At 40.3% G+C, this 18,697-nt stretch carries 15 protein-coding genes, 2 pseudogenes and 2 riboswitches; of the genes and pseudogenes, 6 read left to right on the top strand and 11 right to left on the bottom strand.

Going from position 1 to position 18,697, the window contains the following annotated elements:
• Positions 1-59: 59 nt before the first annotated feature.
• The 6 genes and pseudogenes from ACLIJJ_RS16670 to ACLIJJ_RS16645 all read right to left on the bottom strand — a co-directional run bounded on the left by ACLIJJ_RS16670 (position 60) and on the right by ACLIJJ_RS16645 (position 3,243).
• Positions 60-839, bottom strand: a complete 780-nt coding sequence (locus ACLIJJ_RS16670; protein ID WP_411411322.1) for a hypothetical protein — start codon at positions 837-839, stop codon at positions 60-62.
• A 171-nt stretch (positions 840-1,010) separates the two neighbouring features.
• Positions 1,011-1,434: pseudogene (locus ACLIJJ_RS16665) on the bottom strand (SMI1/KNR4 family protein).
• 40 nt (positions 1,435-1,474) lie between these two features.
• Positions 1,475-2,017, bottom strand: a complete 543-nt coding sequence (locus tag ACLIJJ_RS16660) for a GNAT family N-acetyltransferase (RefSeq protein ID WP_411411321.1) — start codon at positions 2,015-2,017, stop codon at positions 1,475-1,477.
• Between the two features lie 109 nt (positions 2,018-2,126).
• A pseudogene (locus ACLIJJ_RS16655) lies at positions 2,127-2,273 on the bottom strand (SAM-dependent methyltransferase); the annotation flags it as partial.
• 336 nt (positions 2,274-2,609) lie between these two features.
• Positions 2,610-2,774 carry a hypothetical protein gene (locus ACLIJJ_RS16650; RefSeq protein WP_233315354.1) on the bottom strand — a complete coding sequence of 55 codons (165 nt, stop codon included), beginning with the start codon at positions 2,772-2,774 and terminating at the stop codon, positions 2,610-2,612.
• Between the two features lie 100 nt (positions 2,775-2,874).
• Positions 2,875-3,243 carry a hypothetical protein gene (locus ACLIJJ_RS16645; RefSeq protein WP_233315355.1) on the bottom strand — a complete coding sequence of 123 codons (369 nt, stop codon included), beginning with the start codon at positions 3,241-3,243 and terminating at the stop codon, positions 2,875-2,877.
• 280 nt (positions 3,244-3,523) lie between these two features.
• Here ACLIJJ_RS16645 and ACLIJJ_RS16640 point away from each other — a divergent pair, with 280 nt between their 5' ends.
• On the top strand, positions 3,524-4,801 hold the full coding sequence (locus tag ACLIJJ_RS16640) for an MFS transporter (RefSeq protein ID WP_233315356.1): 1,278 nt from the start codon (positions 3,524-3,526) through the stop codon (positions 4,799-4,801).
• Positions 4,802-4,832: 31 nt separating this feature from the next.
• Here ACLIJJ_RS16640 and ACLIJJ_RS16635 read toward each other — a convergent pair whose 3' ends face one another.
• The 5 genes from ACLIJJ_RS16635 to ltaS form a co-directional block, all read right to left on the bottom strand.
• Positions 4,833-5,396, bottom strand: a complete 564-nt coding sequence (locus ACLIJJ_RS16635) for a CBO0543 family protein (RefSeq protein ID WP_411411320.1) — start codon at positions 5,394-5,396, stop codon at positions 4,833-4,835.
• Between the two features lie 36 nt (positions 5,397-5,432).
• Positions 5,433-6,014 carry a CBO0543 family protein gene (locus ACLIJJ_RS16630; protein WP_251645943.1) on the bottom strand — a complete coding sequence of 194 codons (582 nt, stop codon included), beginning with the start codon at positions 6,012-6,014 and terminating at the stop codon, positions 5,433-5,435.
• Positions 6,015-6,144: 130 nt separating this feature from the next.
• Complete coding sequence (locus ACLIJJ_RS16625) at positions 6,145-6,828, bottom strand: DUF554 domain-containing protein (RefSeq protein ID WP_251645945.1); 684 nt, start codon at positions 6,826-6,828, stop codon at positions 6,145-6,147.
• Positions 6,829-6,915: 87 nt separating this feature from the next.
• Positions 6,916-7,734 carry a MerR family transcriptional regulator gene (locus tag ACLIJJ_RS16620; RefSeq protein WP_233315360.1) on the bottom strand — a complete coding sequence of 273 codons (819 nt, stop codon included), beginning with the start codon at positions 7,732-7,734 and terminating at the stop codon, positions 6,916-6,918.
• Between the two features lie 82 nt (positions 7,735-7,816).
• Positions 7,817-9,757, bottom strand: coding sequence for a lipoteichoic acid synthase (ltaS, locus tag ACLIJJ_RS16615; RefSeq protein ID WP_282581470.1), 1,941 nt, complete (start codon positions 9,755-9,757; stop codon positions 7,817-7,819).
• A 380-nt stretch (positions 9,758-10,137) separates the two neighbouring features.
• Positions 10,138-10,243, top strand: a riboswitch (guanidine-I (ykkC/yxkD leader).
• Between the two features lie 70 nt (positions 10,244-10,313).
• Here ltaS and ACLIJJ_RS16610 point away from each other — a divergent pair.
• The 5 genes from ACLIJJ_RS16610 (at position 10,314) to atzF (ending at position 18,674) form a co-directional block, all read left to right on the top strand.
• The gene (locus ACLIJJ_RS16610; protein WP_251648197.1) at positions 10,314-11,684 is read left to right on the top strand and encodes an APC family permease; all 1,371 of its coding nucleotides are present in this window, start codon (positions 10,314-10,316) and stop codon (positions 11,682-11,684) included.
• A gap of 72 nt (positions 11,685-11,756) precedes the next feature.
• A riboswitch (guanidine-I (ykkC/yxkD leader) is annotated at positions 11,757-11,863 on the top strand.
• Positions 11,864-11,910: 47 nt separating this feature from the next.
• Positions 11,911-12,639 (top strand): urea amidolyase associated protein UAAP1, encoded by a 729-nt coding sequence (locus ACLIJJ_RS16605; RefSeq protein ID WP_237942613.1) that lies wholly within the window; start codon positions 11,911-11,913, stop codon positions 12,637-12,639.
• Positions 12,639-13,289 carry an urea amidolyase associated protein UAAP2 gene (locus ACLIJJ_RS16600; RefSeq protein ID WP_237942612.1) on the top strand — a complete coding sequence of 217 codons (651 nt, stop codon included), beginning with the start codon at positions 12,639-12,641 and terminating at the stop codon, positions 13,287-13,289. The genes ACLIJJ_RS16605 and ACLIJJ_RS16600 overlap by 1 nt, the downstream gene beginning before the upstream one ends.
• 17 nt (positions 13,290-13,306) lie before the next feature.
• The gene (gene uca / locus ACLIJJ_RS16595; protein WP_411411319.1) at positions 13,307-16,960 is read left to right on the top strand and encodes an urea carboxylase; all 3,654 of its coding nucleotides are present in this window, start codon (positions 13,307-13,309) and stop codon (positions 16,958-16,960) included.
• The gene (atzF, locus tag ACLIJJ_RS16590) at positions 16,920-18,674 is read left to right on the top strand and encodes an allophanate hydrolase (protein WP_411411318.1); all 1,755 of its coding nucleotides are present in this window, start codon (positions 16,920-16,922) and stop codon (positions 18,672-18,674) included. The genes uca and atzF overlap by 41 nt, the downstream gene beginning before the upstream one ends.
• The last annotated feature ends 23 nt before the right edge of the window (positions 18,675-18,697 follow it).

Here is an 18,697-nt window from a genome sequence, read left to right as displayed (position 1 = left end):
TGTTAAATAAAAAAAGAGTCTTTTCCGCATTAACACGGAAAAGACGATCTGCATTGCAATTAAACTTCTTCTTCTTCCTCTTCATCATGCTTTGCGCCACATTGCGGACAAAAATGATCATCCTCACACGGGAAGTAACAAACCGGACACGGATTGCAATGCTTGTCCAGCCATTCAATCTTGCAAATATGCTCAATCAGTACAGTAACAACCTTCTCGTCAAACATAAGAATATCGACAAAGTTAGTACCCACATTACAGATAACGCCTTCCACTTCATCTGACATATCAGGACATTCTAAAAATATTTTTACTTTGCAGCCTTTAAAACGGAAGAGCTGGAAAGCAAGGTTTCCATTCAACCCGTTGAAGTTCAGCCGTGGATTATTGATTCCGAAAAAGAATGGTGATACTTTTAACGGAACATCACAATCCTTGCCGACAAAATGTCCGTTATTACAGTTGTTATGAAGCGGTTTAAGCAGAAAATTCCCTTGTCCCCTTCTGTCATGATGTTTACCGCAGTTACAATTAGAGTGATGATGGTGGCCACAGTTGCAATCAGAGTAATGATGCTTATCGCATTCACAATCTGAATGATGATTGTCGCAGCCACAATCACAATCTGAGTGGTGGTTATAATTGTTTTGTGAATGGTGATGTGGATAGGAAGGATCATTTGAGTAAGTGGAATAGTTTTGATAATTGTTATTAGAAGGATAATGATAATTATGCTTGTCCTCCGAATCCCAATTATTGATTACTCCATGCAGTGATTTCAACAAATGCTTTGATATTTTACGTGCTTCTCCCCTAACAGAAAAACCCAATATACCCATTAAAATGCTCCCTTCTGATCTTGTTCATACTAATATATGTCACCTTATTCCACTGGTTATGTACAAACGTTTAATATGTAAAAAATTGACTTATGTCCTCATTGAATAAATGTCTACAAAACTGTTTTGTGAAAATAAAAAAATGATCAGCCCGTTAAAAAGCGATCACTTTTACTTGCAATTATTCCTTTCCGTCAAGGAAATAATAAATTGTTTTAAGCTCGGAGCAAGCTCTTCAGCCTCTCCGCTTTCATGGTACCATAGAAAGATTTGTTCTCTCATCACTCCATTAACTTTTTTTAAGCATAATTTATCTCCTGTACCATCTTCGCCAATAACAATCCATTCGTCTGCCATTCCATTATAACGAACTTCAATATTTTGTCTGACAATATCATCCCATGTTTTCTTCACATTTTTTGCAGTCTTTAATCGGAAATAGTATCCATTCTCCAATTTCAGGATTGTTTACTAAATGGTACAGCTGCACATATTGTTCTGGAAACACTGCTTGAAGTTTTTCTTCTGCTGCCTTAATATCTATCTCGTCTACACCAGGCTTTCTAGTTAAAATCAACTTACGGACTGTTTCCATCTGCTTCTCTCTCCTTTATAAACGATATCGCTCTTGAATCTCAGCTGTCCCAGTCCTCTGCCAACATCCCATAAACGATATGATCCACATAATGATCATACAACCACTCTGCCTGCCTGATACAGCCTTCCATTGTGAAATGAAGACGTTCCGCAATACTTCTACTTTTCTTATTCCCTGACGCAGCCCTTATTTCTACTTTATCGAGCCGCAGCTCTAAAAAGGCATAATCAGTTAATGCGTGCACAGCATTTGTCATTATTCCATTGCCCTCATAGCCCGTCCCGAGCCAATAGCCAATATAGGCTGTTTTATTCGCCCAGTTTATACTATTAAACCCAACAACTCCAACAATTTCGCCTTTAAAAAGAATTACTGTTGTTAAACTTGTATTCTCAGAAAATCCTTTTAAGCAATATTGGATAAATTGCTGTGTATCCTGCAGCTTTGTTGTTGTGTCAAGCCAAGGCAGCCATGTTCTTAAGTTCTCTCTCGAAAGCTCTGTTAACGCAAACACACGCTGTGCATCATGTGGCTGTATTAATTTTAGTGCTAAATCTTCATTTATTTTATGTATGAACATGAAAGCTCCCCCCATTGCCTTTTTTTGTATTTTACCATAATACTGAAAGTTAGGGAGAAGGTCATAAAAAAGAACAAGGAAGCTCTCTACCTTGTTCTATATTTTCCTATTAAATTGCTTTCGCCTTAAGAATAAATCTGTGCTGCTTAACTTCAAAGTAGCCTATTTCCTCGATTTGTTGATGAATATGATATAATTCATCTTCCAATTGGCCAATGTTAAAGTTTGGTACTTGCCAAGGGATTGCTTGAAGATATTGACACTCCCACAGCTAAGCAATGGGATTCTAAAGTGCTATTGCGTTCACATTTTCTTATTTGTTGCAGCGCCAAGCTTCCATATGACCAGGAAAGCTTAGCACTCGCTGTTCGTCCTGTTTCTGATAAATACGAGAAATCTCAGCCATTAAATACGTGATTTCCCGCTTTTATTAAGTCTAAAAACAGCTGATCCTGCTCCATGTTTGCCTCCTGTAGAAGTTAGTTCTCATAAAAAACTTTAAAGGCGGCACTCTAAGCCAGATTGATTGATAGAAGGGAGTGTTTTTCAAAAGAAAAATCTGCCGCTTCCTTAAACTTCCACAACCTTAAAGCTATTTCCTCTTTTCTGACCGAACAGATAAGATATTTGCTTCTGCACCATATTCAAGGCGGATTGTTTTTCTTGCATCTACAGGTGTGCGCGCATTGATTGGCTTCACCTGTTTTTCGCCGTTTATCTCAAGCTCCACTAAAAAGCATTTCGCTCCACATCTCAAAAGCGCTCCTCCTTATCTACTCACAAGCCTATCATACTTACATCTAGTAAGAAAATCTGCTTTCTTCCATCCTAAAAAAAGAAGATCACTAAGATCTCCCCTACTCTTTGCTTATAGCACCTAAGCCTTCTAACAAAACTTTCGCATCAGAATTCAAATAATTTCGTGCTGATTTTTTCAGCAATGTTTGTTCATTGCCTTTCACAATCATTTTTAATCCTCTCACATCAAACTTAGAGGCATAGGTGTTGATGGAATGATAAATTGCAAGCTCCTGCCTTGTTGGTTGTTCATAGCCTGATTGGATGGAATCAGTAATGAACTTGAGCAGCTCTCTTCCGTTTTTCTTCAATTTCCTTTCATTTTTCTTTAAGTATTCTATGTTCTCTTCCATCAATTTTCTTGCTGTCACTAGGTCAAGCTCTTCTACCTTCTCATTTATTGTTTGAATTAATTGCTCTATATACATGTACATTACCCCTTCCTATCTTTATATCGGATGGTATTCCATCTAAACGCACGTATAAAAGAACTATTTTTCCCTTCAAAATTTTGCAACTATACTCACAGAAGCACTCATTAGCTATAAAGAGAGATGAGACAGCACTGGATAATTCCCGTAAAATGGAAATATACAATAATTTGTAGTTGTTCTTCCTATTCTTTAATACTACAATGTAAGAAGCGGTTAGATTTAAAATTCAGCTCGCCATATTTGTACGGTATTGAAAAGAGGAGGCGCATCAAATTTGGACTTAGACAAAAAAGAAAGTGGTTATAGATGGATCGTATTCAGCGCCGTCTTGTTTGCCTATTTCTTAATCGTAAGTCAAAGAACAGCTCCAGGACTTATTACGGAGCAGTTAATGAATGATTTTCAGATTTCAGCATCAACCGTTGGAATGATCAGCAGTATACAATTTTTAGCGTATGCAGGACTGCAGATTCCTGTCGGGTTATTATCAGACCGTTTTGGTCCAAACCGGTTTCTTATTATTGGAACATTGCTTACTGGAATAGGCAGTCTTTGCTACAGCATTGCTCCTAATGAATATATTTTGATTGTATCGCGCTTTATCGTAGGAGTCGGAGATGCAGCAATTTTCGTTAATGTAGTCTTAATTATGAACGAATGGTTCAAAGGCAATGAGTTTGTTAAATTGATGGGAATGGTAGCACTAATCGGCGGAATTGGTTCCTTATCGGCGACTCTGCCTTTTTCTATGTGGATATCCCATGCGGGCTGGCGAGTTCCATTTTTAAGTGTCAGCATCATATTGATTGTAGTTTCATCTCTGCTTTATATAGTATTAATCTCAAAGTCGAGGAAATTATTTAAACCAGAGTCACAGCCAAAACCGAGTACACCTGTTAAAAGAGAGAGTGTTTGGAAAATTCTCCGCCGCGTCGTCACAACGCGTCAGGCTTGGGCAACCTTTCTTTGCCACTTCGGTGTAGTCGGGACATATGTTGGGTTTATCGGGTCATGGGCAGTTCCATACGGAATGAATGTTTTTGAGCTAACACGCTCAAGTGCAAGTCAACTCGTTATGTATGCCCTTGTTGGTACAATGATTGGCGGACCATTACTCGGGTGGATTTCCAGTAAGACTGGCCAAATTAAAAAGACGTACACGATGGTTCATTTAATTGTCATTATCGGCTGGGTCGGATTATTCAGCCTAAATACAAACCCGCCATTTTTGATGGTGTTATTAATGCTATTTGTTTTAGGTTTTGGAAATGGTGCGAGTGCATTGACATTTGCCATTGTCCGCAAGTCTTTTCGTATGGAAGAAGTCGGTGTTGTAACGGGCTTTGCTAATATGGGCGGCTTTTTAAGTGCTGTATTGCTGCCGATTATTTTTGGGCATGTTTTAGATTTCTTTCCGAAAGATTCCGTCAGCCTCGGCTATCATTACGGCTTTATCGTGCCTGTTATCTTCGCATTGTTCGGTCTCGTTGGCATTCTGTTAGCTAAGGAAGAGAAACAATCAGATGCGAAAAAGGTTTTACCTGCTTCTTAAACAAAAGGGGAGTCCAATTAGACTCCTCTTTTTACTGCTCTTGTTTAGGTTTATTAAAGTTGCTTTTATTAATAAAAAAGTGGCTTAATAAATAAAAAACAGTCAGAATAAAAAATGAATAGGTCAACGCCCAATTCACTTTTTTGTATAAATCAATGGCACTTAGCAGAGGCAAACCTATATAAGCACCAAAGGCACCAAACCCTATTGCCTTAATAAACGGATTTATCTTTGGCTTGTATTGCATTAATAGCATTACAACAACTGGCAAAACAGAAAGCCGAAAAGAGAAATTAATCGTTGCCACTGGAAAAACCTTAACTGGATATGTCCACAAACCAAACATAACACCAATTGTATCTAATATCTCTGAAAAAACCATAATTAATAGACCGGCAGCCAATAATCTGCCTGTGCTTTTTTTATCACGAATAAATATCCAAACCGTCCAAGGCACAATAATCATACCGAAAGCAACCCACCATTGCCATGACCATAAGAAACCATGGAGGATAGCATCAACTATTAGTTTATTTGCTTCCGTAATTTGCTTATTCGCCTCATCGACGAGACTTAGTGCCTCTTGATACTCCATTCACATCACCTTCATACTAACAATTAATTATGGTTTTCAGCTTGCTTCTTGATCGGTCATTTTTAAAAAGAAATTAGTAATTCCTTTCGAAAATAGAACGATAATGACATACCCTAAAAAAATATGGAAGTAATTAGTTCCTTTCGTTAAAATAAACAAGTTTCCTGCTGCTAGTATTGGTTTGAATATAAATGTAATCAGAAAAATTAATATTAACGAATGGAGATAAAAATTCGCCTTTTTTTCAATGGTATATTGGTACATGAGTATGAATAAGACGGGAACTAATGAGGTATCCATACCGAAATGAATCGGAAACATTGGAATTGCTTTGTAGGGATAGCCAATATAATTGGCCCTTGTTGCCATACCATCCAAATAAGCACTCCATATATGTATATTGAATCCAAAAAAAAGCAATAAAAACAGTCTCTTGCGGTCAATAAATAGATAAAGAAAGATTAACGGAAGAATAACCATTACGACATTTAACCAAAATTGCCAAGTATCAAAGCCCGAATAGTCCCACCAATACTGATTCCAAAGATCAAACACTTTCTCTTGGGCAGCTTTTAATTCTTCGTATTTTTTAGCTTGCTCTGTCGGAAATACAGACATTTTCAGTTCTCCTCCTTTGCTATTTTCATGCCACTAGGAGTGATTGTATGTTGTTATTATGCTTCAGTATAAGGCAGGCTATTCCATAGCGTAATTTCAATTTTCATAAAAAAAACTGCCAAACGGCAGTTTATATATTCAGTAAATGCATAAATAAAAATACGATTGGCGGCACGATTAATGCTGGCAGGAGATTAAGCGTTTTGCATTTTTTTATGCCAAGGATACCTAAACCTGATGCCAAAATTAAAATCCCGCCAACTATTGTGACTTCATTTAAAAGATCGGTACTTAAGGAATTTTCCATCAATAGAGCAATTAAGTAAATCGAGCCTTGCCATGCGAACAAGACTATTGCGGCAATGGCAATTCCGATGCCAAATGTCGAAGCTAACACAATGGAAGTAATTCCATCTAGCATACCGTTAGCCAGTAAGTACGTAAAGTCTCCTTTAAGAGCAGCCTCTACTGGACCTAGGATAGACAAGGATCCAATACAGAATAACAGAATTGCAGTCGATAAGCCTTCCGCTAAATTTCCTTTGGAGAATTTACTTACTAATCCATTAAATCTTGTTTCTAAATCAAGCTTTTGACCAAGCAATCCCCCCACTGCCAAACTCACGATAAAAAGGACCGGATATTTGCTTGCAGGCAAATGCTGGACAATTGCATTGATGCCCAAACCCATCGCCACTAATCCCATTGCCTGCATTAAAATCTCATGGTAATCATGCTTGATGCCCTTTTTAAAAATACTGCCAATAATGCTGCCAGCTATAATCATACCGACATTGAATAATGTTCCAAACATATCTTTACCCCTTTAATAAAATACTTTTCAGACCCTAAAATAAAATTAAACCCTCCAGTAACTAGAGGGTCAAGTATTTCTATAAAATTATTTTCTTGCAAATGGCAGCAATATTTCTGTTACATGCTTATCAAAGTCATTGGTTATTCCATAATCGATTAAAGTTATTTCAATGGAATCATCTATCAGCTGATAATCGTGCTCTATTATATAAGAAAGTAACTTATCATAGTAATACGCTGCTTCCATATGGGTACCTTGAAAGCGAACTCTTAGATACTCCCTTGCAGGTATCGCAGCATAAGCCGAATCAGTCTCATCCCCTTCTTCTAACACCATAAACACACTTGAATACGTAGTAAGTTCACCAGCTGCTAAATTATCTATCGAGATGGATAGGCCGATCTTCCCTAAAAAAACCCCTCCATTTATACCAAAGCTGTTCCTTAATTCTGTGATAGGATACTCCAGATCCTCTCCTAATACATATTGCTTTCGTAAGTATGCTAAACGCATTTCAGGAAGAGTCACTTCACAAATAACATCAAGAGGTGTGTGTACAGCATCATCTATTTGCGTTAAACGGCGGCTAATCTTTTTTTCCATCAGTTCTAATTCTTTTCGTTTCTTTCTTACTTCTTCCTGCTGCTCTTTCAGCATATCAATAAGGGTATCAATATCCCGATAGTTGAAAAATTCAATAATTCTGTTTATAGGTAAATCGAGTGCCCGCAAGTACTTAATCGAGTTCAGCCGTTCGAACTGCTGTGTGGAATAATAGCGGTAATTCGTTTTTTCGTCAATAAATGCTGGAGCTAATAAGCCAATTTCATCATAATATCGGAGTGTCGCAATCTTAACTTGAAATAGCTTTGAGACTTCTCCGATTGTGAAGTATTCTTTCATTTCTTTAAACACCTCTGTTATTTTAAAAAAACTGCCTCCCTTTTCCTAATAAATCTTTTCGGTAAAGGGGGCAGTTCTTCGTTTATTCCTCAGTTGTTAAGCTGTAATTATATTGTGTACGGTCAACTGGAGTAAAGTTCTTCGGCGTGTAGAATCGCAATAGGTCACCATTGACCACTTTATCGGAAAGTCTCAGTGTTTCTTCGACACTTGCCTGGTACTCAGCAGCTTTTTCAAGCTGTTCTTCCTCTTCAATCAGTTCACCTGTTTTTGAATTATAATACTTGCCATCCTTTAATGTAAATTCCGGACTGACAAATTCTCCATTACGGAATGGTATTAATTCATCGTGTTCCTCTGACAGGATGTCTGTTCCAAAATGGATATTATCCTTCGTATCCTCACCTAATAAATGAAGCAATGTCGGAAGCAGGTCAATTTGTCCTGCATATTGATGCATTGTCCCGCCTTCCATGCCAGGAACCCGTATGAACAGCGGAGTTCGCTGAAGTCCGGCACTTTCAAAGGAATTCACTTCTTTTCCGATTACTTGTTCCATTGCTTTATTATGGTTTTCGGAAATACCGTAATGGTCTCCGTACATGATAATAATTGAATTATCATATAGACCATTCTTTTTCAGGTCTGCAAAGAATTGTTCCATTGCTTCATCTGCATAACGAGCTGTCTGGAAGTAGTTATCAACAATTTTGTTGCCTGTATTATTTGGCTCTATCGTTGCTTCTTCTTGATTCATCGCGAAAGGATAATGGTTCGTCACGGTAATAAATTTCGTATAGAAAGGCTGTGACATAGAACTCAAGTATGGCAGCGACTGTTCAAAAAACGGCTTGTCCATAAGGCCATAATCAGCAAGCTGATCAGGATTCATATCATAAGCGCTTGAATCGTAAAATTGGTTGTAACCAAAGGATTTATATATTTCATCCCTGTTCCAAAAGCTTCCCGTATTCCCATGAAATACGGCAGAAGTATAGCCAAGCTGGCCTAGAATTCCAGGTGCTGCCTGATAGGTGTTTAACCCTTTAGTCGTGAAAGCAGAGCCTTGAGGAAGGCCATACAGAGAATTCTCAATCATAAACTCGGCATCAGCTGTTTTCCCTTGAGCTGTTTGGTGGAAGAAGTTATCAAAATACAATGTATTTTCGTCTTCTACCAATGAATTAAGGAATGGAGTAGCTTCTTCCCCGTTCACTTCATAGTTGATAAGGAAATTTTGAATTGATTCCATATGAACGTAAATGACATTCATCCCTTTTCCTTTACCGAAGTATTCGGGATTAGGCTCGGCATAATTGGATGCTGTATAGTTAACAACCTCAGCCATATCATCTGTATCTGCAAGCACCCGTTGCGCAGATGCTTTCGTGCTTTGCACTGCATCATAGATTGTGTAGTTATACATTCCCAAGTATTTCACAATATAATTCCTGTCAAATCCCCTTGTCAGAAGCTCTGGGCGGTCGATTTCTGCTAACGCGAGATTCGTTCCAGAAATCCCTAAAGCTAAACCGATAATACCTATCCCTTGCTTGAATCCAACTGCCTTACTGTCCATTTTCACAACTTTAAATACAAGCAGTGCAAGAAGCAGTAATGTATCTGCAAAAAACAAGAAGTCATACGGCTTTAACAATGCATAAATACTGCCGCTAACATCACCGAAGTTTTGCGTCTGCGTTAATGTCGGCAATGTAATAAAGTCATTGAAAAAACGGTAGTACAAAACATTCGCATACAATAGAAAAGATAACACAAAATCAATAATTAACAGCGCATAGTATTTTCTTTTGTTTTTGAATGTCAGGGCTAAGCCAAGAAACAGCAGCGAAGACCCTAAGGGATTAAGAAACAGCAGAAATTGCTGAAGTGAGTTTCCAACACCTAAATCAAATTGTGTCAATTGCACAATATACGTTTTAATCCATAGAAAAAATACAGCCGCAAAAAAGAATAGGATATATTGTTTATTTGTGTCTTTGTTTAAGTTTAATTTTTTTATTTCAAACACCAACCTCTATCAATCATCTCTTTACATCATTTACAAAAATTTAATAATACAAGTGTACCATTTTTTCACCACAAATTTAAATATTTTTGCGTATTGTAGAATAATGGCAATTTTAATTTGTGTTTTACAAGGAATTATTACTTGGGAAATAATTGGTAAGACACCAGGATATAGAACTGATTATACTATCTCTATTTAAATCATCTACTTATTATACGATAAAACATAGAAAAAAGTTTCACTTGCGATGGAATCTTCTCCCAGCAAAAATAATGTGTTATATAATCTAACAAGTTAATTGACGGTCTTTTCTTTCTCATAGATACTCAGTACTATCAAACAAAATAACGGTTCTCATCATAACGGAGAACAAAAATGCTGTCTAGGGTTCCGGTTTAAAAAACGTCTGGACCGAGAGACGGCGTACAGTATTTTATGAAAATACAGTATACACGGAGGGATAAAAGCCCGGGAGAATTTTGCAAAAAAATTCTCCCGGGCTTTTATTTTTTTCCTGAATTTCAATTAGAAAAGAGGAGAAAAAAGGATGACGAACAAACCGACACTTGAGAAATCGTTAAAATTACCCCAAGTTGTATTTATGGGGCTTGCATGGATGACACCAATGATTTTTTTCACTGTTTATGGCGTAGCTTTTGAAGCCGCCGGCGGCATGATGGCTGCTGCCTATATTATTGCATTTGTAGCAATCTTCTTTACTGCGTTCAGCTACAGCCGGATGGTTAAGGCATATCCGATTTCCGGTTCTGCTTATACGTATACAAAAAAATCTATCCACCCGAAGGCTGGTTTCCTCGTCGGCTGGGCACTTCTGCTGGACTATGTATTCTCTCCAATCATTGCAATCTTAACTTTCGGGATTTTTATGCATACTGAATTTCCTGCTGTCCCGGTATTTGTGTGGATAATTATCATGAATATAGTGCTGGTTGTTGTTAATGTCGTTGGCATTAAGTCTGCTGCTCGCATCAGCAGTTTATCTGTCCTAATTCAAATCGCCTTTATTGCTTTGTTTTGCGGCTTGATTGTGAAAGATATTCTTGCAGGTGACACACAGGCAGCTTCCCTCTTTTCACTATCTCCCTTCTTTGGAAACGAAGGTTCATTAAGTGCTGTATTTACAGGAGCTTCTCTAATCTGCTTTTGTTTTCTTGGATTTGATGCTGTCACCACCATGTCAGAGGAAACGATTGATGCTGATAAAACAGTATCTAAAGCCATCTTTTTAATTGTCCTGATAGCAGCGGTTATGTATATTGCTATCTCCTATTTGACACAAGTCGCTTTTCCTGACTTTACTTTTGCCAATCCAGATAATGCAGCATATTCCCTTGTACAGCTTGTTGGCGGAAACTTGTTAAGCTCGATATTTATTATGGTGTTAATTATTGCGACCTTCACCCAAGGTGTTTCTTCTGTAACAAGCGTCAGCCGTTTTCTGTACGCTTTAGGACGAGAATCGATTCTTCCAGAAAAGCTGTTTACTTCCTTGCATCCGAAATACAGAACGCCTGCTGCAAATATTATCTTTGTCGGGATTATTTCTTTTGCTGCTGTCTTTTTTAATCTTGATACAGCAGTAACCTTTGTCAGCTTCGGTGCATTAACGGCGTTCACATTTGTCAATCTGTCTGTTATTGCTCATTACTTTATTAAACAGAAACAACGTTCCTTCAAGTGCACACTTCTATATCTTTTGTTCCCGCTGATTGGAGCTGGCTTTATTTGCTGGCTTTTGACACTGCTTAACAAACAGACACTACTTTACGGCGTTATTTGGCTGGTTGTTGGCTTTATTTACTTAGGTATACGAACCATGTGGCTCTCCGCAAAAGTTAAGCAAGCAGCAGAAATAAACCAAACAGAAAAAACCGTGTTAGATAATCTGACAAAATAATAGTTTTTATTTTCAGAATTGTTATACTTTTACTCAAGATCTTAATAAAGGTTTCCACTTAAGAGTTGGAAACAAAAAGCTGTCTAGGGTTCCGTTTAAAGTTATTCGCTTTAAAGACTGGTCCGAGAGAGAGCGTACAGCAAGTGCTGTATACACGGAAGGACAAAAGCCTGGGAGATTATCTCCTATGTGCTTTTGTCCTTTTTTCATTTCAAGGAGGTTAATTATGAAGCTAAACGTTATGAAGTATGTTCCTGGCGGAGGTAAATGGTCCGGCACAATCAAACGAGGAAAATCAATCAAGTTTACTGCACTGGAAGATGGCGCTAATATTTCTCTGCTTTTGTACTCAGCATCCGATACTGCAGAACGGTACAATATGCCGGACACGTTAAAGGCACAGCACACTTCTCATTTAACAAAGGGCCATGTGCTGATGAGTGATAACGGCCGTGTACTTACAAGTATTACAGATGATTCACTTGGCTGGCATGATACTATTTCCGGCTATATAACGCGACGTATTGTTGATGAACGCTACGGAAAAACCACTTATCAAGATAATCGAAATGAATGGTACCGAAGCGGAGAGGAAAATTTCGCCGTCGAGCTTTTTCGTAATGGATTGTCCGTCCGTGATCTTGTTCCGGCAGTCAACTTATTTTCTAAGGTTTACTGCACAGAGGATGGAAACATGCATTTCGTGCCAGCACATGCTAAAAAAGGGGATTATATCACATTAAGAACGGAGCAAGACGTTCTGCTTATTGTATCCAATACACCAAACGCTTTAAACCAAACAATAAACTATCCCTCTGTACCTATAAAGATAGAGATAACAGATGCAGGCAAACTTTCCGATGATGATTTATGTTTGAATTTTTGTCCAGAAAACAAGCGTGCCTTTGAAAATACATGGGATTATGCAGCCTTACTTGAAGGAGGAATTAAATAATGGCCATATTAAGCCGGATTGAAAGCAACCGCAAACAAGAAAATGCTTTTTTTAATAAAACAATCGAAGCAGGTGACGGCTGGACATATACACTTGAACCTGGGCAAGTCCTTCGCATTGTTGATTTGGAAGGAAACCAGGCCGCAGACACACTTTTTTATGATGCCGACAATCCGACAGACCATTATAGTGCTGTCAATACGATCACAAATCAAAGCAATATCTACTTAACTGCTGGTTCCGTGCTGTTAGCTGAATCCGGCAAAGAGCTTGTTAAAATAATAGCAGATACTTGCGGAAATCATGATACGCTCGGAGGCGCCTGTTCTGCCCAAAGCAATACCGTTCGTTATGCCCATGAGACTTTACCGATGCACAATTGCCGAGATACATTCATGCTTCAGCTCTCAAAGAATGAACCGCGCCTCTCTAAACGGGACTTGGCACCAAATGTGAACTTTTTTATGAATGTTCCGGTAACTCCTGACGGCGGATTAACATTTGCTGATGGTGTTTCGGCACAAGGCTATTATGTAGAAATGCAGGCAATCTGCCGGGTGCTTGTCTTAATCAGCAATTGCCCTCAACTAAACAATCCATGCAATGCTTATAATCCAACACCTATTCAGGTGCTAGTTTGGGACAAATGACAAAAGGAGTGACAGCAATGTATTCAAAAGTATTGATAGCAAACAGAGGTGCTATAGCAGTTCGGATTGAGCGCACTCTAAAAAAATTAGGAATTGCTTCTGTTGCCGTATACACAAAAGCAGACCAAGACAGCCTGCACGTTGATCTAGCAGATGAAGCGGTTTTGATTGGTGAAGGGGCGGCAAAAGACTCTTACTTGAACGCCGAGTTGCTCCTTAAGATTGCCAAAGATACAGGAGCTCAAGCAATTCATCCAGGCTACGGATTTTTAAGTGAAAATGCTGATTTTGCAAGAACGTGCTTTGAAAATGGCATCTCCTTTATCGGACCAACACCTGAACAAATAGAGCTATTTGGCTTAAAGCACTCTGCGCGGGAAATTGCTAAAAAAGCTAATGTTCCGATGCTGCCTGGCACATCGCTAATTACCGATCTGCCAACAGCGCTTACCTCGGCCGCCAGCATTGGCTATCCAGTGATGCTAAAAAGCACTGCTGGCGGCGGCGGAATCGGGATGCGAGTGTGTGAAGACGAGTCCGCCCTGCAGCAGGCATTTGAATCAGTAAGCCGATTGGCAAAGTCGAACTTCAATAACGGCGGTGTATTTCTGGAAAAATATATCCAAAAAGCCCGGCATGTGGAGGTGCAGATTTTCGGCAATGAATATGGCGAAGTAACAGCACTAGGTGAACGTGACTGTTCCATTCAGCGCCGCAACCAAAAAGTTGTCGAGGAAAGCCCCGCTCCCCTTCTTTCTTCGACTATCCGCGCGCAGATGCACCAAGCAGCTAAACGCCTTGCAGAAGAAGTTGGTTATCGAAGTGCTGGAACGGTTGAGTTTCTGTATGATCCGAACAGCCAGCAATTCTATTTTCTTGAAGTAAATACCCGTCTGCAAGTTGAACATGGTGTTACCGAAGAAGTTCTTAGCATTGATTTAGTGGAATGGATGATTCGGGAATCTGCAGGCGACTTGCGTGGACTTGATGAATTGTCTAAACAACCTGTTGGGCACAGCATACAGGCCCGCATTTATGCAGAAGATTGTCTGAACGACTTCCGTCCAAGCGGCGGTCAACTTGATCATGTTCGGTTACCAGAAGATGCCCGAATTGAAACATGGGTGCGAGATGGCATTCAAATCACCTCCCTATACGATCCTATGTTGGCAAAGATCATCGTCCATGGAAATACACGGGAAGAAGCGCTAGGAAAACTGCACAAAGCTCTTGGAGACACTCGCTTTTATGGTGTGACAACGAATATTTCCTATATTCGCTCCTTGTTAGTGGAGGACAGCTGCAAGAGCGGTCTCGTTCATACACGGATGCTGGACGGATTCTCCCCTGCTGAACAGGCAGTTGAGGTGCTGGACGGCGGGATTCAAACAACAGTGCAAGACTGGCCAGGCAGAATCGGCCATTGGGATGTTGGCGTTCCACCATGTGGGCCGATGGATCCTCTATCCTTCCGCATTGGCAACAAGCTGTTAGGAAACGCAGAATCGTCAGCAGGTCTGGAATTAACACTTCGCGGCGGAACGTACCGTTTCCGTGGTGATATCGCATTTTGTATAACTGGAGCTGATATGCACGCCGTCCTTGATGATAATATTATCCCGATGTATACAGTTATTCATGCGAAACGGAATCAAGTGTTACGGTTTAGTGAAGCAGAAACAGGCATGCGCACTTACTTACTCGTTGCAGGCGGCTTGGATATGCCTCTAAACCTTGGCAGTGCAGCAACTTTCACACTCGGCGGATTCGGAGGGCATGGAGGCAGAGCTTTGCGGACTGGTGACGTATTATCTGTTAAGGTCACTTCTGCCCCAAAAGTGAACACTCTTGCTTGTAACAGTCAGCCTCATTTTAAAAAAGAGTGGACGATTGGTGTTATTCCTGGTCCCCACTGCACAACAGAATTTTTACTGCCAGAATATTTGCAGCAGTTAACAGACGTAAGCTGGGAGGTACACTTTAACAGTTCTCGTACAGGTGTGCGCTTAATCGGCCCTTCTCCCCTCTGGGCACGAACAGATGGCGGAGAAGCAGGTTTGCATCCATCAAATATCCATGATAATGCTTATGCAGTGGGAACCCTTGATTTAACTGGAGATATGCCAATCTTGCTCGGTCCGGATGGTCCTAGTCTTGGAGGATTTATCTGTCCTGTTACAACCGCTTCAGCTGAATTTTGGAAGATTGGCCAGCTTCATCCAGGCGACCGCATCCGCTTTAAGCTGATTACATTGGAAGAAGCCGAAGCTCTACGCCATGCACAGGAACAATACCTTGAAAATATCTGTATGGAGGAAAATTTATTACTGCCAGAGCTGAACAAACAGACAAACGAGCTGACACCTGACTATCCTATCCTGCTTGAGCAGTCAAAAGAAAGATTTCCACTGGTAATCAGAGCAGCTGGTGATAAGCATGTGCTCATAGAATATGGCGAGATGGAACTTGACTTGCTTCTCCGCTTTCAAGTGCATGCTTTAATGGAGGCAATACAAGCTGATACAAGCCTCCCTGTTGTTGATTTAACGCCAGGAATTCGTTCCTTGCAAGTCCATATTAATCCAGCTCAAATGTCTGTAATCGAACTAAGTAAAAAAATCGCGGCCATTAACGAAACATTGCCGCCATTGGAAGAAATAGAAGTGCCATCACGCATTGTCCGTCTTCCCCTCTCTTGGGATGATCCAGCAACACAGCTTGCGATTGACCGCTATCAGAAGAATGTGAGACCAGATGCGCCTTGGTGTCCTAGCAATCTTGAATTTATTCGACGCGTTAACGGATTAGACAATATAGATGATGTAAAAAGGATTGTATTTGACGCAAATTATCTTGTACTAGGACTTGGGGATGTCTATCTCGGTGCGCCAGTAGCAACACCACTAGACCCAAGGCACCGTTTAGTTACGACAAAATACAATCCTGCGCGAACTTGGACACCGGAAAATGCAGTCGGCATCGGCGGAGCGTATATGTGTGTCTACGGGATGGAAGGTCCTGGCGGCTACCAGTTTGTTGGCCGTACTGTTCAAGTTTGGAATAAGCAACGAGAAACAGAAAGCTTCCGGCAAGGCAAGCCTTGGCTGCTTCGCTTCTTTGACCAAATATCGTTTTATCCAGTCACTGCAGATGAATTGCTGGAAATGCGCGAAGACTTCCCGCGCGGCCGTTTTGAGATTGAGATAACAGAAACAACCTTTAAACTTGGAGATTACTTAGCTTTCCTTGAATCCATCAAAAAAAGCACCAATGAATTCAGAAGCACACAGCAGACTGCCTTCCATCAGGAGCGGGAAAGATGGCAGGAGCTTGGTCTTGCTGAATATGTTTCTGAAACAGAGCAAACACCGCAGACGGAAGAAACACTTCCAGAAGGTGCTGAAGCAGTCCGCAGTTCGATGCCAGGCAGTGTTTGGAAGGTTCTCGTGTCTGCTGGTGATGTTGTCAAAAAAGGAGATCCGCTAATAATTGAGGAAAGCATGAAAATGGAGTTTCCTCAGCTTGCCCCATTTGATGGAGCAATTGAGGCTGTACATGTTGTACCTGGTGAAGAAGTCCATGCAGGCCAGCTGATTATTTCTATTAAAAAAGCAGAAAGCGGTGATAATAATGCAAACAATTCCGTATCCAATGAAATTATCCATTCATGAATTACAAGCAAACTATGAGTCAGGGAAACTAACTCCTGAGAATGTTATCGAGCATATCTTAGAGAGAGCAGAAGCTGATAAAGATATGAATATATGGATAACTCCCCCTTCCTGGAGCTTCATTAGACCCTTTTTAGAAAATCTATCCAAGATGGAGCGCTCACACGCTCCTCTATGGGGAATTCCGTTTGCGATAAAAGATAATATAGATCTAGCAGGGGTGCCAACGACGGCAGGATGTGCGGAGTTTGCTTATACACCAGACAGAAGTGCTGTTATTGTACAGCGTTTGATTGATGTAGGTGCCATTCCAGTAGGAAAAACAAATTTAGACCAGTTTGCTACTGGCCTTGTTGGTACTAGAAGCCCTTTTGGGGAAACGAAAAACGCATTAAGACCAGAGTTAATCAGCGGAGGTTCCAGCTCTGGGTCTGCTGTATCTGTTGCCAGAGGGCAGGCTGCTTTTTCCCTAGGCACAGATACAGCCGGCTCCGGCCGCGTCCCTGCCGCACTAAACGGATTAATCGGATACAAACCAAGCCTCGGAGCCTGGCCAGTTAAGGGTGTAGTGCCGGCATGTGCTAGCATTGACTGTGTTACAGTATTTTCACATAATATTTCTGATACAATACTTGTTGATGAAGTGGTTCGAGGCTTTGAAGAAGAAGATTCTTGGTCAAAAGAAGTAGAGCGTAAAAAGACAGCTCTTCCGAAAAAAATCTTCATTCCTGAACAAACACCAGAATTTTTTGGACCGTTTGCTGCCGAGTATAAAATTGCCTGGCAGAATACATTAGAGAAGCTGCACAAATTGGATATACCGCTAGAAAAATTAGATGTCAGCTATTTATCGGAAGCAGCGTCTGTTTTATATGATGGGCCATGGGTTGCCGAAAGATGGTCTGATTTAGGAAGTTTTATTGAAACCCATAAAAATACAGCACTAGCTGTAACAGAAACGGTCTTGCGAACAGGTGCTAAAGAAGACTACAATGCAGCATCGGTTTTTCAAGCTATGCATACACTGCAGGCTCATAAACGGAAAGCCCATCTCGACCTGCAGGATGCTGTATTAATTATGCCAACAGCCGGTGGTACTTGGTCCAGAGAGGATGTGCGAAAAGATCCTATTCATACAAACAGCCAAATGGGGGCTTTTACGAATCATTGTAATTTACTGGATTTATCTGCTATCAACATCCCATCTGTTGCTCCAGATGAAACATTGCCATTTGGTATCACCCTATTTACCGGCCCTTACGCTGAACATTTATTGATCGGCTTTTCTGATTTGTATTTAAATAATATTTCTGTTTCAACAGTAAGGAGCACTGAAATGGTGGCTGTGTGCGGACTTCATATGAGAGGATTTTCATTAGAGAAGCAAATGCTAGAACATCAAGCTGTTTATATTGGTCCAGCTAAAACATCAGCACAGTACCGAATGGTAGAATTAACGACCAATCCAAATAAACCAGGACTTATTCGTGCTGATAAAGGCAGTGCCATCGAAGTTGAGCTGTGGGAAATGCCTATTAGCCAGTTAGGTTCATTTGTCTCGCTGATTCCGTCACCACTTTGCTTTGGAACAATTGAGCTAGAAAACGGCTCTGCAGTTAAAGGCTTTCTATGTGAAGCGAATGCAATGGAAACTGGTTTAGACATAACCAGTTTTGGCGGCTGGCGAAATTTTGTTGCAAGCAGCATAAAGTGAAAAATGGCGGAGGGTATATACCC

Source organism: Niallia laureatilytica (genome assembly GCF_046613985.1).
Classification (GTDB): Bacteria; Bacillota; Bacilli; order Bacillales; family Cytobacillaceae; genus Niallia.
Note: the sequence above shows the minus strand (reverse complement) of the source record. Positions and strands in the feature narration are given on the sequence as shown.

Excerpts from the sequence above, each read along its gene's own strand:
- ACLIJJ_RS16670 (WP_411411322.1), bottom strand. The coding sequence starts at position 839 with ATGGGTATATTGGGTTTTTCTGTTAGGGGAGAAGCACGTAAAATATCA.
- ACLIJJ_RS16660 (WP_411411321.1), bottom strand. The coding sequence starts at position 2,017 with ATGTTCATACATAAAATAAATGAAGATTTAGCACTAAAATTAATACAG.
- ACLIJJ_RS16645 (WP_233315355.1), bottom strand. The coding sequence starts at position 3,243 with ATGTATATAGAGCAATTAATTCAAACAATAAATGAGAAGGTAGAAGAG.
- ACLIJJ_RS16635 (WP_411411320.1), bottom strand. The coding sequence starts at position 5,396 with ATGGAGTATCAAGAGGCACTAAGTCTCGTCGATGAGGCGAATAAGCAA.
- ACLIJJ_RS16630 (WP_251645943.1), bottom strand. The coding sequence starts at position 6,014 with ATGTCTGTATTTCCGACAGAGCAAGCTAAAAAATACGAAGAATTAAAA.
- ACLIJJ_RS16625 (WP_251645945.1), bottom strand. The coding sequence starts at position 6,828 with ATGTTTGGAACATTATTCAATGTCGGTATGATTATAGCTGGCAGCATT.
- ACLIJJ_RS16620 (WP_233315360.1), bottom strand. The coding sequence starts at position 7,734 with ATGAAAGAATACTTCACAATCGGAGAAGTCTCAAAGCTATTTCAAGTT.
- ACLIJJ_RS16610 (WP_251648197.1), top strand. The coding sequence starts at position 10,314 with ATGACGAACAAACCGACACTTGAGAAATCGTTAAAATTACCCCAAGTT.
- ACLIJJ_RS16605 (WP_237942613.1), top strand. The coding sequence starts at position 11,911 with ATGAAGCTAAACGTTATGAAGTATGTTCCTGGCGGAGGTAAATGGTCC.
- ACLIJJ_RS16600 (WP_237942612.1), top strand. The coding sequence starts at position 12,639 with ATGGCCATATTAAGCCGGATTGAAAGCAACCGCAAACAAGAAAATGCT.
- uca (WP_411411319.1), top strand. The coding sequence starts at position 13,307 with ATGTATTCAAAAGTATTGATAGCAAACAGAGGTGCTATAGCAGTTCGG.
- atzF (WP_411411318.1), top strand. The coding sequence starts at position 16,920 with ATGCAAACAATTCCGTATCCAATGAAATTATCCATTCATGAATTACAA.